Below are 15,904 nucleotides of genomic sequence, written 5' to 3'. Positions count from 1 at the left end.
GGGATCACTACTTACGGGAAGGTTCCAGCTGGTCCGCCCGGACCCAGGTCGCGTGAAAACCGAGCGGGACACGCTGGGGCAACAGGACCCTGGCCACGGGTCCGGCAGTGAGATCGGCGGCGTCGAAGATGTCCAGTTCGGAGCGCCCCTCACGCTCGTCCTGGACGAAGGTCACCAGATAGCCGTCATCGGAATCGGCGGCCGCGCCGTCGCGGGGTGCGAACGGCGCCTCACTACCCCACCGGCCCGGACCGAAGCGATACTCGGTCTTGGCGCCGGCACGATTGTCGTAGCACACCAGGCCGTCGAACTTGAGCGTCGAATCCGGCGAGATGTGCACCGCGTAGGAGAAGCGGTTCCGGCCGCCGACCACCCTCGAGTCGACGGACGGGAATTCGGTGTTGTCGTCGTCGAGCTGGGCCTCCAGGCACTGTCCGGTCCGCAGGTTGAACCGGTAGCGGTGCAGCGACGCGTCCAGCCGCAGGTACGACAGCATTTTGGCGAGCGGGGTGTGCGCGTCGGCGCGTGGCTGCGGGCGCTGCACGCGGCAGACGTCGAGGACGATTTCCTCGCCCTGCTCCCAGGAGTTGACGACGTGGTAGATGTAGCACGGGCTGGCTTCGAACCAGCGGATCTGGCTACCGTCACCGTAGCGAGGCAACACCCCGAACCGGCTCGGCAGCGAACGGTCGAACAGCAGCTTGTGGCGTCCGTTGCGCGCCGCTTCCATGTCCTGGACCAGCGGTAAGTCCATCAGCACGGCGTAGTTCTCGGTGATCGCCATGTCATGCGGCAGGCGCGGGCCGGGGAGTGCGATCTCGGTCGTGTTCACGACCTTGCCGTCCGCGCTGATCACGCCGTAACGCAGGTACGGCGGCCGCGGCCCGTAGTCGAACCAGAACATCTCGCCGGTGCGCTCGTCGACCTTCGGATGGGCCATCATGTCGCCGACCAGCGTGCCGAGGAAGTCCTCGGCGCCCAGCGTCTCCAGCGAGAGCGGGTCGACCGCGTACGGCGTGCCGCACATGTACCAGGTGGAGAGCACCTGGCCCCGGTGGAAGATCAGGTCGGTGTTGGCGCTGTCCTTGACGTTCAGGCCGTGCGTGTTGCCGAACGGGTTGCCCTTGGGCGACTCCATGACGCCCTTCCAGAGCGCCTTGCCCGCTTCGGATTCGGCCTCGAAGGCCTTGGTGCGGACCCAGCGGTTGCGGTAGCGGGCCTTGCCGTTCTCCAGGTGGACGGCGTGGATCATGCCGTCGCCGTCGAACCAGTGGTAGCGGCCCTCCGGGGCGAACCGGGGGTTGGGCCCGTTGCGCAGGTACACGCCGTTGAGATCGGCGGGGATCTTGCCGATGACCTCGAGATCGCTCGCGTCGATCTCTTCGCCGACCGGGGCGTAGACGCCCATCAGATACGGGTTGACCTCGGGTTCCCCGGTGGCGGCTGCCACCAGGATCGGCTGCTCGGAGGTACTCGTCATCGGCTCTCCCCGGTTGGTTCGCGTTGACCGATTGGGTGAGACACTATGATTTCTGTAGCCAGCTGTCAATAGACTTCTTTTGCTGTAGTCAGTAGTACGCTGAGAGCGACACCTCCGAAGGGAACTACGTGACAGAGGCGACGGCGCACCGCGTCAGGCCGGCGGGCGACCCGCTGCGCCGGGCACTCGAACTGCTCGGCGATCAGTGGACCTTGCTGATCCTGCAAAGCCTCTTCCTCCGCTTCCGCCGCTACGAAGAGCTCCGGCTCCGGCTCGGCATCTCCCCCACCGCGTTGTCCGGGCGGCTGCGCGAAATGGTCGACGCGGGCATGCTCGTCCGCACGCCGTACCGGGACGCGCGCCGCACCCGGCACGAGTACCGGCTCACCGAACGCGGCCTCGAACTGAGGCCGCTGCTGATCTCGATCTGGGCGTGGGAACGGGAATGGGTCGAGGGAAGGCGGGCCGTCCTGCCCACGCTGATCCACCTCGACTGCGAACTGGCCACCTCGGCGCCGCTCGGCTGCGCCGCCTGCGAACGCCGTGTCGACGCCCGCGACATCCGCGCGCGGCGCCTCGACGACACCGGCGTCGTCGAGGCGACGGCGACGAAACGCTTCCGCCGCAAGGACGCCGAGTCCCTCGCCGCCGATCCGCTGATGTTCTTCCCCGACACCATGGAACTCCTCGGCGACAGGTGGTCGACGGGGCTGGTCGTGAGCGCGCTGCTCGGGGCGCGGCACTTCTCGGAGTTCGAACGCGAACTCGGCATCGGGCCCAGCGTTCTTTCGGGCAGGCTCTCGAAACTCGTGGAAGTCGGCGTGCTGCGGACGGGGATCGCGAAGACCCGCACCGACGCGCACGACTACCGGCTGACGGCGAAAGGGCTCGCGTTCTTCCCCGCGCTGGCCTTCATCGCCGAATGGTCGCGGGGCTTCGAGGTTCCGGGACAGGAGCCGGACATCACGCTGGAGCACGTGGACTGCGGCAACCGGCTGAAGCCGATCCTGCTGTGCGACCACTGCTGGCGGCCGCTGCTGCGGAACCGGATCCAGTTCGGCGGCCCGGTCCAGCTTCCCGCCCCGCCGAGGTGACGTAAATCGACTCGCCAACCGGAGTGGTTCCTGACAGGCTGAGGACTTGTCACATGTCGTCACCTCGGAGGTAGCAATGACTGAACCCGCGCCGTCCCCAGCGGATGGAGAAGAGGACGACACCAAGCGCAAGTTCCGTGAGGCGCTGGAGCGCAAGCAGGCTCAGGCCCGCTCCGGCTCGGCCCACGAGAACGCGGGCGGCAAGAACCTGCACGCGCACGGGCCCGCCGCGAACAAGCGCACCTTCCGTCGCAAGAGCGGCTGAGCTCCTAGGCCTCCCGGCCCGGACGGACATGACGCGAAAGCCACTTTCGCACCCTTCAAGGTTGCGAAAGTGGCTTTCGCGTCACTGCCTCTCCTAGCTACACCGTCAGGATCGACCGCAGTCCGCCGACCTCGGTCATCCGGCGCTCGGCCAGCCTGTCCGCCGCCGCGGCCGGGGGCACGCCGTCGGCCTTGGCCAGCGCGAACACCGCCTTGGTGGTGTCGAAGATGGCCGTCGTCTTGCGCTTCGCGCGCGCGAAGTCGAAGCCGTGCCGCTCGTCGTCGACCTGGATCACGCCACCGGCGTTGACCAGGTAGTCCGGCGCGAAGAGGATGCCGCGGTCGTCGAGCAGCTTGTCGACACCGGGGTGCGCGAGCTGGTTGTTGGCGGCGCCGCAGACGATCTTGGTGCGGAGCTCGGCGACACTCTCGTCGGTGAGCACCCCGCCCAGCGCGCACGGCGCGAAGACGTCGAGTTCGGTGCGCATCAGCGCGTCGAGGTCTTCGACGACCTCGACGCCGGGGTACGCCGCGCGGGTGCGCTCGATCGCCGCGGGCGAGACGTCGGTGATGACCACCTGCGCGCCCGCCTCGATCAGATGCCCGACCAGGATGTGCCCGACCTTGCCGACCCCGGCGACGCCGACCTTGCGGCCCGCGAGGTCGGGAACGCCCCAGACGGCGTCCGCGGACGCGCGCATGCCCTGGTAGGTGCCGAAGGCGGTGAGCACCGAGGAGTCGCCGGCGCCGCCGTTCTCCGGCGAGCGGCCCGTGACGAACTCCGATTCGCGGGCGACGATGTCCATGTCCTGGACGTAGGTGCCCACGTCGCAGGCGGTGATGTAGCGGCCGCCCAGCGACTGGACGAACCGGCCGAAGGCGCGAAGCAGCGCTTCGGTCTTGTGCTTGTGGGGGTCGCCGATGATGACGGCCTTGCCGCCACCGAGGTCGAGCCCGGCGAGCGCGTTCTTGTAGGCCATGCCCTTCGACAGCGCGAGGACGTCCGCGAGCGCGGCTTCCTCGGAGGCGTACGGGTAGAACCGGGTCCCGCCGAGCGACGGCCCCAGCGCCGTCGAGTAGATCCCGATGATGGCCTTCAGGCCGGTGGCCTGGTCTTGGCAGAAGACGACCTGTTCATGGCCGGTACCTTGGCCGAACACTTCGGTCACTGTGGTGACTCCTTGTCATGGAGTGCCCGTGGCTTGTGGCTCACGTGCGAAGTTCCTGGAACAAGGCACAGTCCCCGACGAAGGTCGTCCGGCGGCGACGGTGCCACAGCGCAAACCTAGCGGACGATCTCGCCCAGGATGCGGAGTGCGGAGTCGAGCTGACTGTCGGACAGATACGGCGCCGGTCCGAACCGCAGGTACGCGCCGCGGCTGTCGGTCCGTACCCCGCGTTCGGCGAGGGCGGCCTGCAGCGCTCCGGCGTCTGCGCACTTCAGCGACAGGAAGCCGCCGATGCGGTCCAGCGGGGTCTCGCGGTCGCGCGTGATGATGTCTTCGGGCAGGCCGAGCTTGTCGAAACCCTCGGCGAGGAAGCCGACCTGGTGCCGCGACACCTCCCGCAGGAACTCGGGTGTGAGCCCGTGCTCGGCGAAGAACCGGAAGACGCGGGCGCCCCGGTAGTGGCTCGTCGGGTCGTAGGTCGCCCCGGCGAACCTGTCCGAACCGCTGGCGTAGGCGACCTGGCCGGGCCGGCGCTCGTCCGCGAGCGCGCCGAACTCGGCGTACCAGCCGGTGACGACCGGCCGCAGTTCCTGCGCGTGCGCGGGCATCCGCAAGAAGCAGTTGCCCTCGCCGAGCTGGAGGTACTTGTAGCCGCCGCCGAGCACCCAGGCGTTGGTGAGCCCGAGGTCGTGCAGCGCGAACGGGACGACGCCGAGCGCGTGGTAGGCGTCGACGACGAGGTTCACCGACTTCGAAAGGCAGACGTCGGCGAGGTGGGCCAGCCCCGGCACCAGCCGGGAGGTCTCGAACAGCACGGCCGAGACGAGTACGGCGGCGGTGTCTTCGGTGACCTCGGCCGCGACGCGTTCGGCCAGGGTGGCGACAGGGGTCGAGGGGACGCGAACGACCTCGACACCCTCCTCGGCCAGCCTCGCCAGCTGACGGCGCAGTGTGTGGAACTCCCCGTCGGTGGTGATCAGGCGCGGACGGCCGCGCAGGTCCATCGCGGAAAGGAACCGGATCACCAGATCGTGGGTGCTGGCGCCGAGCGCGATGCCGCCGTGCGGGTCACCGAGCAGCGCCCGGAACCCGGCCCGCAGCTCGTCGGCCTTGGCGAAGGCCCGGTCCCATTTCGTGTCGACCTCTTCGGCCGCGTCCGCGAAAGCCTCCAGAAGGCCTTCCCGTGCGACGTCCGGCCAAGCCTGGTGCGAGTGCCCGGTCAACAGGATCCGGTCCGCCACACCGAATTCCGTGTAGTGCGCCGCGAGCGCGTTCGGGTCGCGGCGGAGTTCGTCGAGGTTCGTCAAAGCCTGCTCCGCACCGCCCAGAGGTCCGGGAACATCGGGGAGAAAAGCGTCGTACGCAGGTAATGCGCGCCCGACGAACCCCCCGTCCCGGTCTTGTCTCCGATGGTGCGCTCGACCATCTTCACGTGCCGATACCGCCACTCCTGCATCCCTTCGTCCAGATCGACCAGGTGCTCCGCCACGACGGACGGCCCTGTGTCGTCGCGGTAGACCCGCAGCAGAACCTCTTGGAGCGCCGGAGAGGGTTCGAGTGGCTTGGTGACATCGCGCCCGGTCGGGACGTCGTACCCCTTCACCGCGAGGTAGGTGGTGAAGGAATCGAACAGCGACGGCCGTGCCATCGCGTCCGCGATCTGGGCACGCTGGTCACCGCCCTCGGGGTAATGCGCGAACACCCGCTCGTCCCGACGGCCGAGAACGGCCTCCAGAACACGGAATTGAGCCGACTGGAACCCGCTCGAAGCGTCGAGTCGCGCGCGAAAGCTGGTGAACTGGCTCGGAGTCATCGTCTCGAGCACATCGATCTGCGCGACCACCACCTTGAAGATAGTCAGGATTCGCCTCAGCGTGCGGGTGGCGTGAGCGGTGTTACCCGCTTCGAGTTGCTCCTGCAGGTAAAGCGCCTCGTGGAGAACTTGTTTGAACCAAAGTTCATACACTTGGTGGATCACGATGAAGAGCAGTTCGTCGTGCTCTTCGGACCTCGGATGCTGCGCGTCCAGCAATTCGTCCAGCGAAAGGTAGGACGTGTAACTCAATGCGGCCTGCGTGTCTTCGTTCATGGTTCGGTCACCTCATCGAAGTGGCGCTGTGCCGCCGGGGCCAGCGCCTGGTACAGATCGTGGAACAGCTCGACCGCGGCCGCCCGGCTCGGCGGAGCCGGCACCAGCCCGACCGGGAGTTCCGGGTCGAGCGACGGGAAGGCGCGGAAGGTGTGCGTCAGCCAGGTTCGGACCTGGAACGCCTCGGCGTCAGGCAGGTCGCCTGAATATCCGCCGAAATCTCGGACGAACGCGTCGTAACGCGCGGCGAGGTCGTCGAGGTTCCAGGCCCGGCCGGCGAACCGCCGGACGTCGAGACCGGCCGACGGTTTGCCGAGCATCAGCCCGGCGTGTTCGGAAACGTCCAATTCGGTCAGCAGGGCGAGCACCTCGGCCTCGCGGTCGTGCGGGGCGATCCAGGTGCCGTCCTGCACCGGGCCGAACCCGAGGAAACGCAGGCGGCGCACCAGCCGTTCCCGAGCCTGACGGCGGCTTTCCGGGATGCTCTGCCACAGCACCGTCCACTCGCCGACCTCGCGTTCGCGTCTGCCGAGTGAGAAGATCCGGCGGTCGCCGTCCTCGAGCAACGCGATCGTGCGGCGGGTCAGCGAGTAGTGGACGAGCCTGCCCGCCTTGTGTCTCGCGAGCAGGTCGCGGCGGGCGAGCCTGGCCAGCGCGATCCGCGCGGCGCCGTCGGAGAAGCCGAGCCCGGCGAGCACGCCGACCAGGCCGCCGGACCAGACGCGGCGGCTCTCGCGCGGCGACACGTACGTGCCGAGCAGTGTCACCACCAGCTCTTGGGGACCTGGGTCGCCGTGGGATTCGGGCATGCGGGCAACTCTATACACCTCAGGCCGCTGCGGTGTAGCTTGATTCGGGTGACGTACTTCGCGGATTTGAGCTCGCGTCAGGTCGCCGCGCTCGCGTCCGACGCGCGCGTTCCCGTGCTGCTGTTGCCGGTGGGCGCCGTCGAACCGCACGGACCGCACGCGCCGCTGGGCACCGATCCCCTGATCTCGCGGGGGATGTGCGAGCGCGCGGCCGCGCGGCTGGCGGGCGACGCGAGCGTCCACGTGCTGATCCTGCCCGAGGTGCCCTACGGCGTGACACGGTTCGCGGCCGGGTTCGCGGGCGGTATCTCGATCGGCGAGGAGACGCTGCACGCGCTGCTCACCGACATCTGCGGCGCGCTCGTCGAGCAGGGACTCTCCCGGATCCTGCTGGTCAACAATCATTTCGAGCCCGCGCATCTCGCGGTGCTGCGGCGGGTGGCGGAGACGGCGGGCGTCGGCCTCGTCGATCTGGTGCGCCGCCGGTACGCGGCGCGGCTCACCGACGAGTTCCGCTCCGGCGAGTGTCATGCCGGGCAGTACGAGACGTCGCTGGTGCTCGCCGACCGCCCGGACCTCGTCGATGTCACGATTCAACGCGAGTTGCGACCGGTCCACGTCGACCTGGCGCGCGGCGGGGTCACGGATTTCGCCTCGGCCGGGATGACCGACGCCTACTGCGGAACCCCCGCCCAGGCGACCGCCGAAGAAGGCGAGAAGACCTTCTCGGTGCTCGCCGACATCCTGGTCGAAGCGATCCGGGAGCTGGTATGACCTTCAACCTGGCGACCCATTTCGTGGACCGCCTCCCCGGTTCCCGCACGGCGCTGGTGTGCGGCGACGACGAAGTCACCTACGCGGAGTTGGCGACGTTGGTGAACCGGGCCGGGAACGTGCTGCGGGAGCTGGGTGTCCGAAGTGGACAGCGGGTCCTGCTGGCGTTGAACGACAGCGTCGAGTTCGTGGCCGTCTGGTACGCGGCGCAGAAGATCGGCGCGGTCACCGCCGAGGTCTACTCCTTCCTGCAGCCCAAGGATTACGCGTACTACCTGGACTACACCGAGGCCGTCGTCGTCATCGCGGACGGCTCGACGCTGCCCGCGCTGCGCGAGGCCGGGGCGCGGAACCTGCTGGTGATCGGCGATGTCGCGCTGGAGCCCGGCGAGCACTCGTTCGCCTCGCTGGTCGCGTCGGCGTCGGCTGAACTGGAAGCCGCGCCGACTTCGCTGGACGACGTCGCGATCTGGAAGTTCACCACCGGGAGCACCGGCTCGCCCAAGGCGTGCGTGCATCCGGCGCGCAGCGCGCTGGAGAGCTTCGACCGCTACGCGCTCGGCGTACTCGGCCTCCGCGAGGACGACCGAGTGCTGGCCGTGCCGAAGCTGTTCTTCGGTTACGCGCGGGATCTGACAGCGCTGTTCCCGTTCGGCGTGGGTGCTTCCGGGATCGTGTTCCCGCAGCGCAGCACCGCCGATCTGCTCTTCTCGCTGATCGAGCGCTATCGGCCGACGATCCTGGTCAACGTGCCGACCATGATGAGCGCGATGATCGCCCATCCGGCGGCGTCCACTGTGGACATGAGTTCGTTGCGGCTCGCGACGTCGGCGGGCGAGGCGCTGCCTTCAGAGCTGCATCGCAAGTGGGACAACCTGTTCGGTGTCCCGGTGATCGACGGGATCGGCTCGTCGGAGGCGTACCACATCTATCTGTCCAATGTGCCCGGCGCGCAGCGGGTCGGCAGCCTCGGCCGCGAGGTCCCCGGCTACCGCGCCCGCATCCTGGACGAGAGCGATGATCCGTTGCCGGACGGCGAGATCGGCACCCTGGAGGTCACCGGTCCGACCATCGCGCGCGAATACTTCGGCGACGCGGAGAAGACCGCGCGGACGTTCCGCGGCGACACCCTGCGCACCGGCGACCTGTTCAGCCGCGACACCGACGGGTTCTTCCACCACCACGGCCGTGCCGACGACCTGCTGAAGGTGTCCGGCGTGTTCGTCGCGCCGAGCGAGATCGAAGACTGTCTCATCGGTCATCCCGCCGTCGTCGACTGCGCGGTGCTGGGCGTGACCGTCGACGGCCTGATGGTCCCGCGGGCGTGCGTCGTCCTGGCGGAAGGCTTTTCCGTCACGCCGGACGAACTGAAGGACTACGCGCGGACGCATCTGGCGAAGCACAAATATCCGCGCGAGGTGGTGTTCGTGACCGGACTCCCCCGCACCGCCAACGGAAAACTCGATCGGCGCGCGCTGCGCCGGGTGGAGGCAGAGTGAGCAGGATCGTCGTCGTCACCGGCGGGACACGCGGGATCGGCGCGGCCATCGCCGCCCGGTTCCAGGCCGCCGGGGACAAGGTGCACGCCCCCGGCCGGGCCGACTGCGACGTCACCGACGAGGCCGCCGTCGCCCGGTACTTCGACGGCCTCGGCCCGGTGGACGTGCTGGTGAACAACGCCGGGATCTCGGCGAGCGCGCCGCTGGCGAAGACATCGCTGGAGCAGTGGCGAACGCAGATCGAAGTCAACGCGACCGGCGCTTTCCTGTGCACGCGGGCGGTTCTGCCCGGCATGCGATCGCGCGACACGGGCCGGATCGTCACCGTCGCGTCGACCGCGTCGCATATCGGCTACCGCTACACGGCCGGGTACACCGCGTCGAAACACGCCGCTGTCGGCCTGATGCGGGCGACAGCCGCCGAAGTCGCCGGCACCGGCGTCACCGCGAACGCCGTCTGCCCGGCCTTCGTCCGCACGGACATGACCGCCGCCTCGGTGGCCCGGATCCAAGAACGAACCGGCCGCGACGAAGCCGACGCGGAAGCCGCCCTCGCCGCCGCGTCCCCACTCGGCCGCCTGCTCGAACCCGGCGAGGTCGCCCACGCGGTGACCTTCTTCGCGGCCGCCGAAGCCGCCGCGATCAACGGACAGACACTCGTCCTCGATGGAGGTGGGATCCAATCATGAGCCCGTTCCGTGCCACGCCGCCGATCACGGCGGACTGGGAACACTTCGAGTTCACCGTGGACGACGGCGTCGCCACGGTCACCCTGGACCGCCCCGAAAAGCTGAACGCGCTCACCTTCGACATCTACGCGGACCTCCGCGATCTGCTGGCCGAATTGCCGCACCGCGGCGACGTCCGGGTGCTGGTCATCACCGGCCGCGGCCGCGGATTCTGCTCAGGCGGCGACGTCGAGGAGATCATCGGCGAACTCCAGAAAATGGAGTCCGCCGAACTGCTGGAGTTCACCCGCATGACCGGCGCGGTGGTGAAGGCGCTGCGCGAGTGCCCCATCCCGGTGATCGCCGCGGTGAACGGTGTCGCGGCAGGCGCGGGTTCGGTGATCGCGCTGGCCAGCGACTTCCGGCTGCTGGCTTCGTCGGCGAAGTTCGCCTTCCTGTTCACGAAGGTCGGGCTGGCCGGTGCGGACATGGGCTCGGCGTACCTGCTGCCGCGGCTGGTCGGCCTGGGCCGGGCGACGGAATTGCTGATGCTGGGCGACAAGATCGACGCCGCGCGGGCCGAGGCCATCGGGCTGGCTTCGCAGGTCGTCCCCGACTCCGACTTGGCTTCGGCGGCTTCTTCGCTGGCACGGCGTTTGGCCGATGGACCGGCGCTGGCGTACAGCACGACGAAGGTCCTGCTGACCCGGGAACTGGACATGGATCTTGGGAGTTCCATCGAACTCGAGGCGATCACGCAGGCTTTGCTGATGACGGCGAAGGACCACGGGGAGTTCTATGCGGCCTGGGCGGCTGGGCGGTCGCCTCGGTGGACCGGGCGGTAGCCCGTCCTCTTTCCGTGAAGGCCTCCTTGCCTACCCTGAGGGTAGGGAAGGAGGCCTTCGCTACGTCCGGTCGGGCGCTGTCGGCGATCAGGCGTGTCGCGAAAGCCACTTTCGGGACGTCTGATGTCCCGAAAGTGGCTTTCGCGACATCAGGGTGGCAGCGTTGCGAAAGCCACTTTCGCAACCTTCACCGTTGCGAACGCCACTTTCGCAACACACCCCTGGCTCACCCACGACCAAGGCACGTTCGCCGCGCCCTCACCACTCACGACCCACCCGACCCACGCATTCAGTCCTCTAAATGCGGGCCGCGAGCAAACGTTCAGCCAGAACCCGGCACCGCTCCCCCAGCTCCACCGGTTCGATCACCTCGAAAGAATGCCCCAGCACCACCACATGCATCAGCAGGAAGTCGAGATCCCCGGCCCCGCTCAGCACCTCGCACCGCGAACGACCGGCGTCCCGCACCACCGCCGCCGACGCCGGGATCTGCGCCCGCACGACAGAAGCGGGCGCGTGCACCAAAAAACGCGCCTGATACCGATAGACCCGGCTGGCCACGTTCTCCTGCACATAGGCCGCCGCATCAGGCGCCGGACGCGGACGGAAACGCCAGGAGCGCGCGGAAACCTCGGTCATCCGGTCGACGCGGAAGGTGCGCCAGTCATCCCGGTCGAGGTCGAAAGCCAACAGATACCAACGCCTCCCCGAAGCCACCAACCGATACGGCTCCACCCGCCGAGCAGCAACCCCTCCAGAGGACGGATACCCGAAGCCCGCCTCGACCTCGTCCCGGCACGCGCGAGCCAAGGTCATCAGGACGTCAGGGTCGATCGGCGCGCGGCTTCCGTCGAACGAGACGACCGAGCCGGACAGCGCGCGGACCTCGTGCCGGAGTCTGGTCGGCAGCACCCGGTCGAGTTTCGCCAACGCCCGCAGCGCCGCTTCACCGCTGCCCGCGCCGGCGAGCAACGACACGGCGGTGGCGATCGCCTCCTCGTCGTCCAGCAGCAGTGGCGGCATGTCGTGGCCGGGACCGAGCTGATAGCCGCCGCCGACGCCGTTGCTGGCCTGCACCGGATAGCCGAGCGCGCGCAGCCGCTCGATGTCCCGCCGGATCGTGCGCGGGGTGACGCCGAGCCGTTCGCCCAGTTCGGGGCCGGTCCACACCGCGCGTTGCTGCAGCAGTCCGAGCAGGGTGAGCACCCGCTCCGTCGTACCCCGCTCGTCCTCCATGTCCCTCACTGTGTCAGAGATAGCGGACCGATCCTGTCCGCTAGGTGTGTCAGAGTGACCCCATGAACCGCAAGAGCCGCGAATTCCAGGTCAGCTTCGACGCCCTCGACCCGAAAGCCCTGTCGACCTTCTGGCGCGACGCCCTGGGCTACGTCCACCCCGGCCCGCCGGGGGTCGAAGTGCCCGAGGGCACCGATCCGCTGGACGCGTGGGACGAGTTCCTCGAGCGGGTGGGCGTGCCCGTCGAGCAGCGCAACAGCAGGTCGGCCCTCGAAGACCCGGACGGCGAAGGGCCGAGGATCTTCTTCCAGCAGGTTCCGGAGGACAAGGTCGCCAAGAACCGCGTCCACCTCGACCTCCGCGCCGCGCCCGGACTCCAGGGGGACGAGCGTATGGCGGCGCTCGAGGCCGAGTGCGAAAGGCTCGTCGCACTCGGGGCGAAGCGAATTCAGCGCTTCGAGCCCGAGCAGCCGCTGAGCCTCGGCTTCATCGTGATGAACGACCCGGAGGGCAACGAATTCTGCCTAGACTGACGTGACGGCGATCGCGTTGTCCTCCAGCGAGCCGAAATACAGCTTCCCGGCCCGCTCCCGGACCCCGACGAGCACATGGAACCCGTCGATCTCCCCGCGCAGTTCGTGGACCTGCTTCCCGTCCGGAGTCACGCCGCGCACCCCGCATTCCCGTGCGGGCGCGGGCTGGAGCGACGTCGGCAGCGCGCGGACGCCTGCCCGCAGCGGCGCGGGGAGCTTCTGCACCAAGGAAAGCGCGGGAACCTTCGGGCTCGCCACGGTGATCCAGATCAGCCCGTCGCTGCCGGTCGAGATGTTGTCGGGATAGCCCCACAGATCGTCGACGAGATAGTCCCGCGTGCCCGCCCGGTCACCCGCGAGCCAAACGCGGGCGACCCGGTAGGCGCCGGTCTCGGCAACGGCCACATAGGACTCGTCGGGCGGCAGCGCGACCCCGTTGGCGAACTGGAAACCGTCGGCGAGCTGCTCGATCTTCCCGTCCGGGGTCCGGCGCAGCAACCGGCCGCCGCCGGTCTGCTCGATCAGGTCGTCGCGCCACTTCTCGATGCCGAACCGCCGCGACGAGTCGGTGAAGTACACCGTGCCGTCGGCGGCGACGGCGGCGTTGTTGCAGAACACGAAGTCCAGCCCCACCGCCGAAGTCGCCAGTGTGGTGACGTCGCCACCGGCGAGCGGCATCGTCAAGAGCCCGGCCTTGGCGTCGCAGATCAGGAGGTCTTCACCGAAGAACTCCAGCCCCAGCGGACGGCCGCCGGTGTCGCCGAGGACGTCGATCCGCTTGCCGTCCGGCGAGACGCGCAGGATCCGCCCGTCGTCGACGCCGGTGTAGACGCGTCCCTGATCGTCGACCACGACGTCCTCGGGACCGTGCCCGTTGACCGGGATGACCGTGACCTCGCCGAACGCCATCGCGTGTCTCCTAGCGGTAGGTGAGCAGTTCCGCGGCTTCCGCCTCGAAATGCGGATGTTCGTTGAACGACAACAAGGTCACCCCGCCGCGGCCGGACACCAGTTTGGTGATGCCCGCGTTCACGGTGACCCGGTTCAGCTTCAGCAGTCCCGCTTCGGGCGTGCCCATCAGCGCGCCGCAAACCGTCGCGATCACACCGCCGGAGCTGAAGACGACGGCGTGCTCGCCCTTGCCCAGTGACGCCACGACATCCGCCAGCGCGCCCTTCACCCGCTCCAAGAACTGGGGCCACGTCTCGGCGCACGGACCGGAAGCCCCCGCCGAGACCCAAGCGCTCAGCGCACCGTCCAACGCGGCCTGATACGCCCGCGAATCGGTCTGCTGAACCCCGGCGGCATGGTACTTCGCGATGTCGACGTGATCGTACTCGTTCCAGCGTTCGTCCTCGACGACGGCGATTCCGGAGCCGAGCGTCTTCAACGCCGTCGCCGCCGTGTCCCGTTGGCGGGCAAGGGAACCGGCTCGCGCCTGGGTGAACTCGACACCTCGCCGCAGCAGTTCCTCACCGACCACGGTGGACTGTTCGAAGCCGCGCGGCGAGAGCTGGTCGTAATTCTCCGCGCCGAACGAAGCCTGCCCGTGCCGGACCAGGTAGATCGCACCCATCTACGCCCGCCCTCCGATGATCCGGCGGCAACGTCCGTCGAGATAGCCGACGAACTGCCAGAGATCCTTCAGCGCCGGGTTCGTCGTCTGTCCTTCGTGGAAACGGTAGTAGATCTGCTGGATCACCACCGCGAGCCGGAACAGGCCGTACACCTCGTAAAACGTCCAGTCGCCGATCTCGAGACCGGAGCGCTCCGCGTACCGCCGGACGAATTCCTCGCGCGTGTACATCCCCGGCACATGCGTCGGCTGACGGCGGCTGAGCTTCATGACGTCGTCATCGTCGTCCTGCACCCAGTACGCGAGGGTGCTGCCGAGTTCCATCAGCGGATCGCCGAGGGTGGCCATCTCCCAATCGAGCACGCCGACGATGTCGAGCTCGTCGTCGAGCACCAGGTTGTCGAGCCGGTAGTCGTTGTGGATCAGGCAGATCTTGACCTCGGACGGCTGATTCTCCTTCAGCCACGCCATCACCTCGGCGCAGTCCGGGACGTTGTCCGTGCGCGCCTTGAGGAACCGCTCCGACCAGCCGCGCACCTGACGTTCGACGTAACCGGCGCCCTTGCCGAGATCGGCCAGCCCGGCGGCCTCCACGTCGACGGCGTGCAACTCCACCAGCCTGTCGACGACCTTGCCGCACAGCTCGAGCGCGCTCTCCGCCGTCAGGTCGAGCCCTGGAGGAAGGTCTCCTCGCAGGATCAAGCCTTCGAGGCGTTCCATCACGTAGAAGTCGCCGCCGAGCACGGTTTCGTCGTCGCAGAAGGCGAGAACCTCGGGCACATAAGGGAAGACAGGCCGCAAAGCCCGCTGGACCCGGAACTCGCGGCGCATGTCGTGCGCGGAAGCGGCCTTGTGCCCGAGGGGCGGGCGCCGCAAGATCAGTTCCCGGTCCGGGTAGGTCAGCAGGTAGGTGAGGTTCGAGGCACCACCGGGGAACTGACGGACCTCGGGCGGCGAGTCGCCGGGTCCGGCCAGCCAGGCGTGCACCGCGGCGGGGTCGAACGAGTCCTCACCGCGTACCTCGACGGTCTTGTCCGCGGCCGAGGTCATCCGAACTTCTTCAGCACCGACACCGGGACGAACCGGAACACCTTCGCGAGCAGGCTCCACGGCCACGACGGCACGAACGCCTTCGGCTTCTCGGTTTCGATCGCCTTGACCAGCGCCTGCGCGCCGGCTTCCGCCTTGGTGGCGAGCGGGATCTTCGAGATGTCCACGTTCATCTCCGACTCGATGAAGCCGGGCAGCAGCTGGGTGACCTTGATCGGCGTCTTCATGAGCTCGATCCGAGTGCCCTCGGTCAGCGCCGAGACGCCCGCCTTCGAAGCGGCATACGCGGTCAGGTTGCCGGGGAAGGCGCGAAGCGCGGAGAAGGAGGAAACCACGACGAGGTGGCCTTCCTTCTGCTTGCGGAAGATGCCGGCGGCGGCCTCGATCTGGGCGGCCGCGGCGAGGAAGTTCGTCTGCAGGGTCTGGCGGTTGGCGTCGAACCGGCCGGAGCCGATCGGCTGGCCCTTGCCGAGGCCCGCGTTCACGATCACGCGGTCGAGGGATCCGAGCTCCTCGCGGAACTCCTCGAAGACGGTGAAGACCTGGTCGTGGTCGTTCACGTCCAGCTTCCGGGTGATCACGGTGATGCCCGGGTAGGCCTTCTTGAGCTCCGCGGCGAGGGTGTCGAGCCTGTCGACACGACGTGCCGCCAGTGCCAGATTGCGGCCTCTTGCGGCGTACTGCCTGGCCATTCCCTCGCCGAGTCCGGAGCTCGCCCCGGTGATCAGGATGTTCTTCCGCAGGACCATGGCTGGAGCTTACCCGTTGGTAACAAGTCCGGCGCCCCTCGGACAGGCGGCTGCCCCCGGCGCCTGGGA

At 68.4% G+C, this 15,904-nt stretch carries 17 protein-coding genes; 7 read left to right on the top strand and 10 right to left on the bottom strand.

Features of this window, described 5'->3' with window-relative positions:
• Positions 1 to 7 precede the first annotated feature (7 nt).
• A complete protein-coding gene (locus tag HDA45_RS30130) occupies positions 8 to 1,480 on the bottom strand; it encodes a carotenoid oxygenase family protein (protein WP_184900987.1) in 1,473 nt (490 codons plus the stop codon).
• A 128-nt stretch (positions 1,481 to 1,608) separates the two neighbouring features.
• Here HDA45_RS30130 and HDA45_RS30125 point away from each other — a divergent pair, with 128 nt between their 5' ends.
• Both HDA45_RS30125 and HDA45_RS30120 read left to right on the top strand, forming a co-directional pair.
• Entirely contained in the window at positions 1,609 to 2,574 is a 966-nt protein-coding gene (locus HDA45_RS30125; protein WP_184900985.1) for a winged helix-turn-helix transcriptional regulator, read from the top strand.
• Positions 2,575 to 2,650: 76 nt separating this feature from the next.
• Positions 2,651 to 2,839, top strand: a complete 189-nt coding sequence (locus tag HDA45_RS30120) for a DUF5302 domain-containing protein (RefSeq protein ID WP_076164687.1) — start codon at positions 2,651 to 2,653, stop codon at positions 2,837 to 2,839.
• A 97-nt stretch (positions 2,840 to 2,936) separates the two neighbouring features.
• On the opposite strand, the gene HDA45_RS30115 is transcribed toward HDA45_RS30120, so the two are convergent.
• The 4 genes from HDA45_RS30115 to HDA45_RS30100 form a co-directional block, all read right to left on the bottom strand.
• Positions 2,937 to 4,007, bottom strand: a complete 1,071-nt coding sequence (locus HDA45_RS30115; RefSeq protein WP_184900983.1) for a Glu/Leu/Phe/Val dehydrogenase — start codon at positions 4,005 to 4,007, stop codon at positions 2,937 to 2,939.
• 116 nt (positions 4,008 to 4,123) lie between these two features.
• Positions 4,124 to 5,314, bottom strand: a complete 1,191-nt coding sequence (locus HDA45_RS30110) for a PLP-dependent aminotransferase family protein (protein WP_184900981.1) — start codon at positions 5,312 to 5,314, stop codon at positions 4,124 to 4,126.
• Positions 5,311 to 6,096: a tryptophan 2,3-dioxygenase gene (locus tag HDA45_RS30105; RefSeq protein ID WP_184900979.1), complete on the bottom strand. Its 786-nt coding sequence runs from the start codon at positions 6,094 to 6,096 to the stop codon at positions 5,311 to 5,313. The genes HDA45_RS30110 and HDA45_RS30105 overlap by 4 nt, the downstream gene beginning before the upstream one ends.
• Positions 6,093 to 6,905 carry a PaaX family transcriptional regulator gene (locus HDA45_RS30100; RefSeq protein WP_184900977.1) on the bottom strand — a complete coding sequence of 271 codons (813 nt, stop codon included), beginning with the start codon at positions 6,903 to 6,905 and terminating at the stop codon, positions 6,093 to 6,095. The genes HDA45_RS30105 and HDA45_RS30100 overlap by 4 nt, the downstream gene beginning before the upstream one ends.
• A 48-nt stretch (positions 6,906 to 6,953) precedes the next feature.
• Between HDA45_RS30100 and HDA45_RS30095 the strand changes: the two genes are divergently transcribed.
• The 4 genes from HDA45_RS30095 to HDA45_RS30080 are packed head-to-tail and all read left to right on the top strand — an operon-like array spanning position 6,954 to position 10,691.
• Complete coding sequence (locus tag HDA45_RS30095; protein ID WP_184900975.1) at positions 6,954 to 7,679, top strand: creatininase family protein; 726 nt, start codon at positions 6,954 to 6,956, stop codon at positions 7,677 to 7,679.
• A complete protein-coding gene (locus HDA45_RS30090; RefSeq protein ID WP_184900973.1) occupies positions 7,676 to 9,178 on the top strand; it encodes a benzoate-CoA ligase family protein in 1,503 nt (500 codons plus the stop codon). Before HDA45_RS30095 ends, HDA45_RS30090 begins: the two co-directional genes overlap by 4 nt.
• Entirely contained in the window at positions 9,175 to 9,867 is a 693-nt protein-coding gene (locus HDA45_RS30085; RefSeq protein ID WP_184900971.1) for an SDR family NAD(P)-dependent oxidoreductase, read from the top strand. The genes HDA45_RS30090 and HDA45_RS30085 overlap by 4 nt, the downstream gene beginning before the upstream one ends.
• Positions 9,864 to 10,691 (top strand): enoyl-CoA hydratase family protein, encoded by an 828-nt coding sequence (locus tag HDA45_RS30080; RefSeq protein WP_184900969.1) that lies wholly within the window; start codon positions 9,864 to 9,866, stop codon positions 10,689 to 10,691. The genes HDA45_RS30085 and HDA45_RS30080 overlap by 4 nt, the downstream gene beginning before the upstream one ends.
• 297 nt (positions 10,692 to 10,988) lie before the next feature.
• Here the strand turns inward: HDA45_RS30080 and HDA45_RS30075 are convergent, their stop codons facing one another.
• Entirely contained in the window at positions 10,989 to 11,927 is a 939-nt protein-coding gene (locus HDA45_RS30075; protein WP_184900967.1) for a helix-turn-helix transcriptional regulator, read from the bottom strand.
• Positions 11,928 to 11,989: 62 nt separating this feature from the next.
• Here HDA45_RS30075 and HDA45_RS30070 point away from each other — a divergent pair, with 62 nt between their 5' ends.
• On the top strand, positions 11,990 to 12,460 hold the full coding sequence (locus HDA45_RS30070) for a VOC family protein (protein ID WP_184900965.1): 471 nt from the start codon (positions 11,990 to 11,992) through the stop codon (positions 12,458 to 12,460).
• Here HDA45_RS30070 and HDA45_RS30065 read toward each other — a convergent pair.
• The 4 genes from HDA45_RS30065 to HDA45_RS30050 are packed head-to-tail and all read right to left on the bottom strand — an operon-like array spanning position 12,452 to position 15,835.
• On the bottom strand, positions 12,452 to 13,369 hold the full coding sequence (locus tag HDA45_RS30065) for an SMP-30/gluconolactonase/LRE family protein (protein WP_184900963.1): 918 nt from the start codon (positions 13,367 to 13,369) through the stop codon (positions 12,452 to 12,454). The two genes, HDA45_RS30070 and HDA45_RS30065, sit on opposite strands and share 9 nt — an antisense overlap.
• Before the next feature lie 10 nt (positions 13,370 to 13,379).
• Positions 13,380 to 14,036 (bottom strand): histidine phosphatase family protein, encoded by a 657-nt coding sequence (locus HDA45_RS30060; RefSeq protein ID WP_184900961.1) that lies wholly within the window; start codon positions 14,034 to 14,036, stop codon positions 13,380 to 13,382.
• The gene (locus tag HDA45_RS30055) at positions 14,037 to 15,086 is read right to left on the bottom strand and encodes a phosphotransferase family protein (protein ID WP_184900959.1); all 1,050 of its coding nucleotides are present in this window, start codon (positions 15,084 to 15,086) and stop codon (positions 14,037 to 14,039) included. It abuts the gene before it with no gap.
• Positions 15,083 to 15,835, bottom strand: coding sequence for an SDR family oxidoreductase (locus HDA45_RS30050; RefSeq protein ID WP_184900957.1), 753 nt, complete (start codon positions 15,833 to 15,835; stop codon positions 15,083 to 15,085). Before HDA45_RS30050 ends, HDA45_RS30055 begins: the two co-directional genes overlap by 4 nt.
• Positions 15,836 to 15,904: the final 69 nt, after the last annotated feature.

The organism is Amycolatopsis umgeniensis (genome assembly GCF_014205155.1).
GTDB classification, from domain to species: domain Bacteria; phylum Actinomycetota; class Actinomycetes; order Mycobacteriales; family Pseudonocardiaceae; genus Amycolatopsis; species Amycolatopsis umgeniensis.
This window is presented reverse-complemented; position numbering and strand designations above follow the sequence as displayed.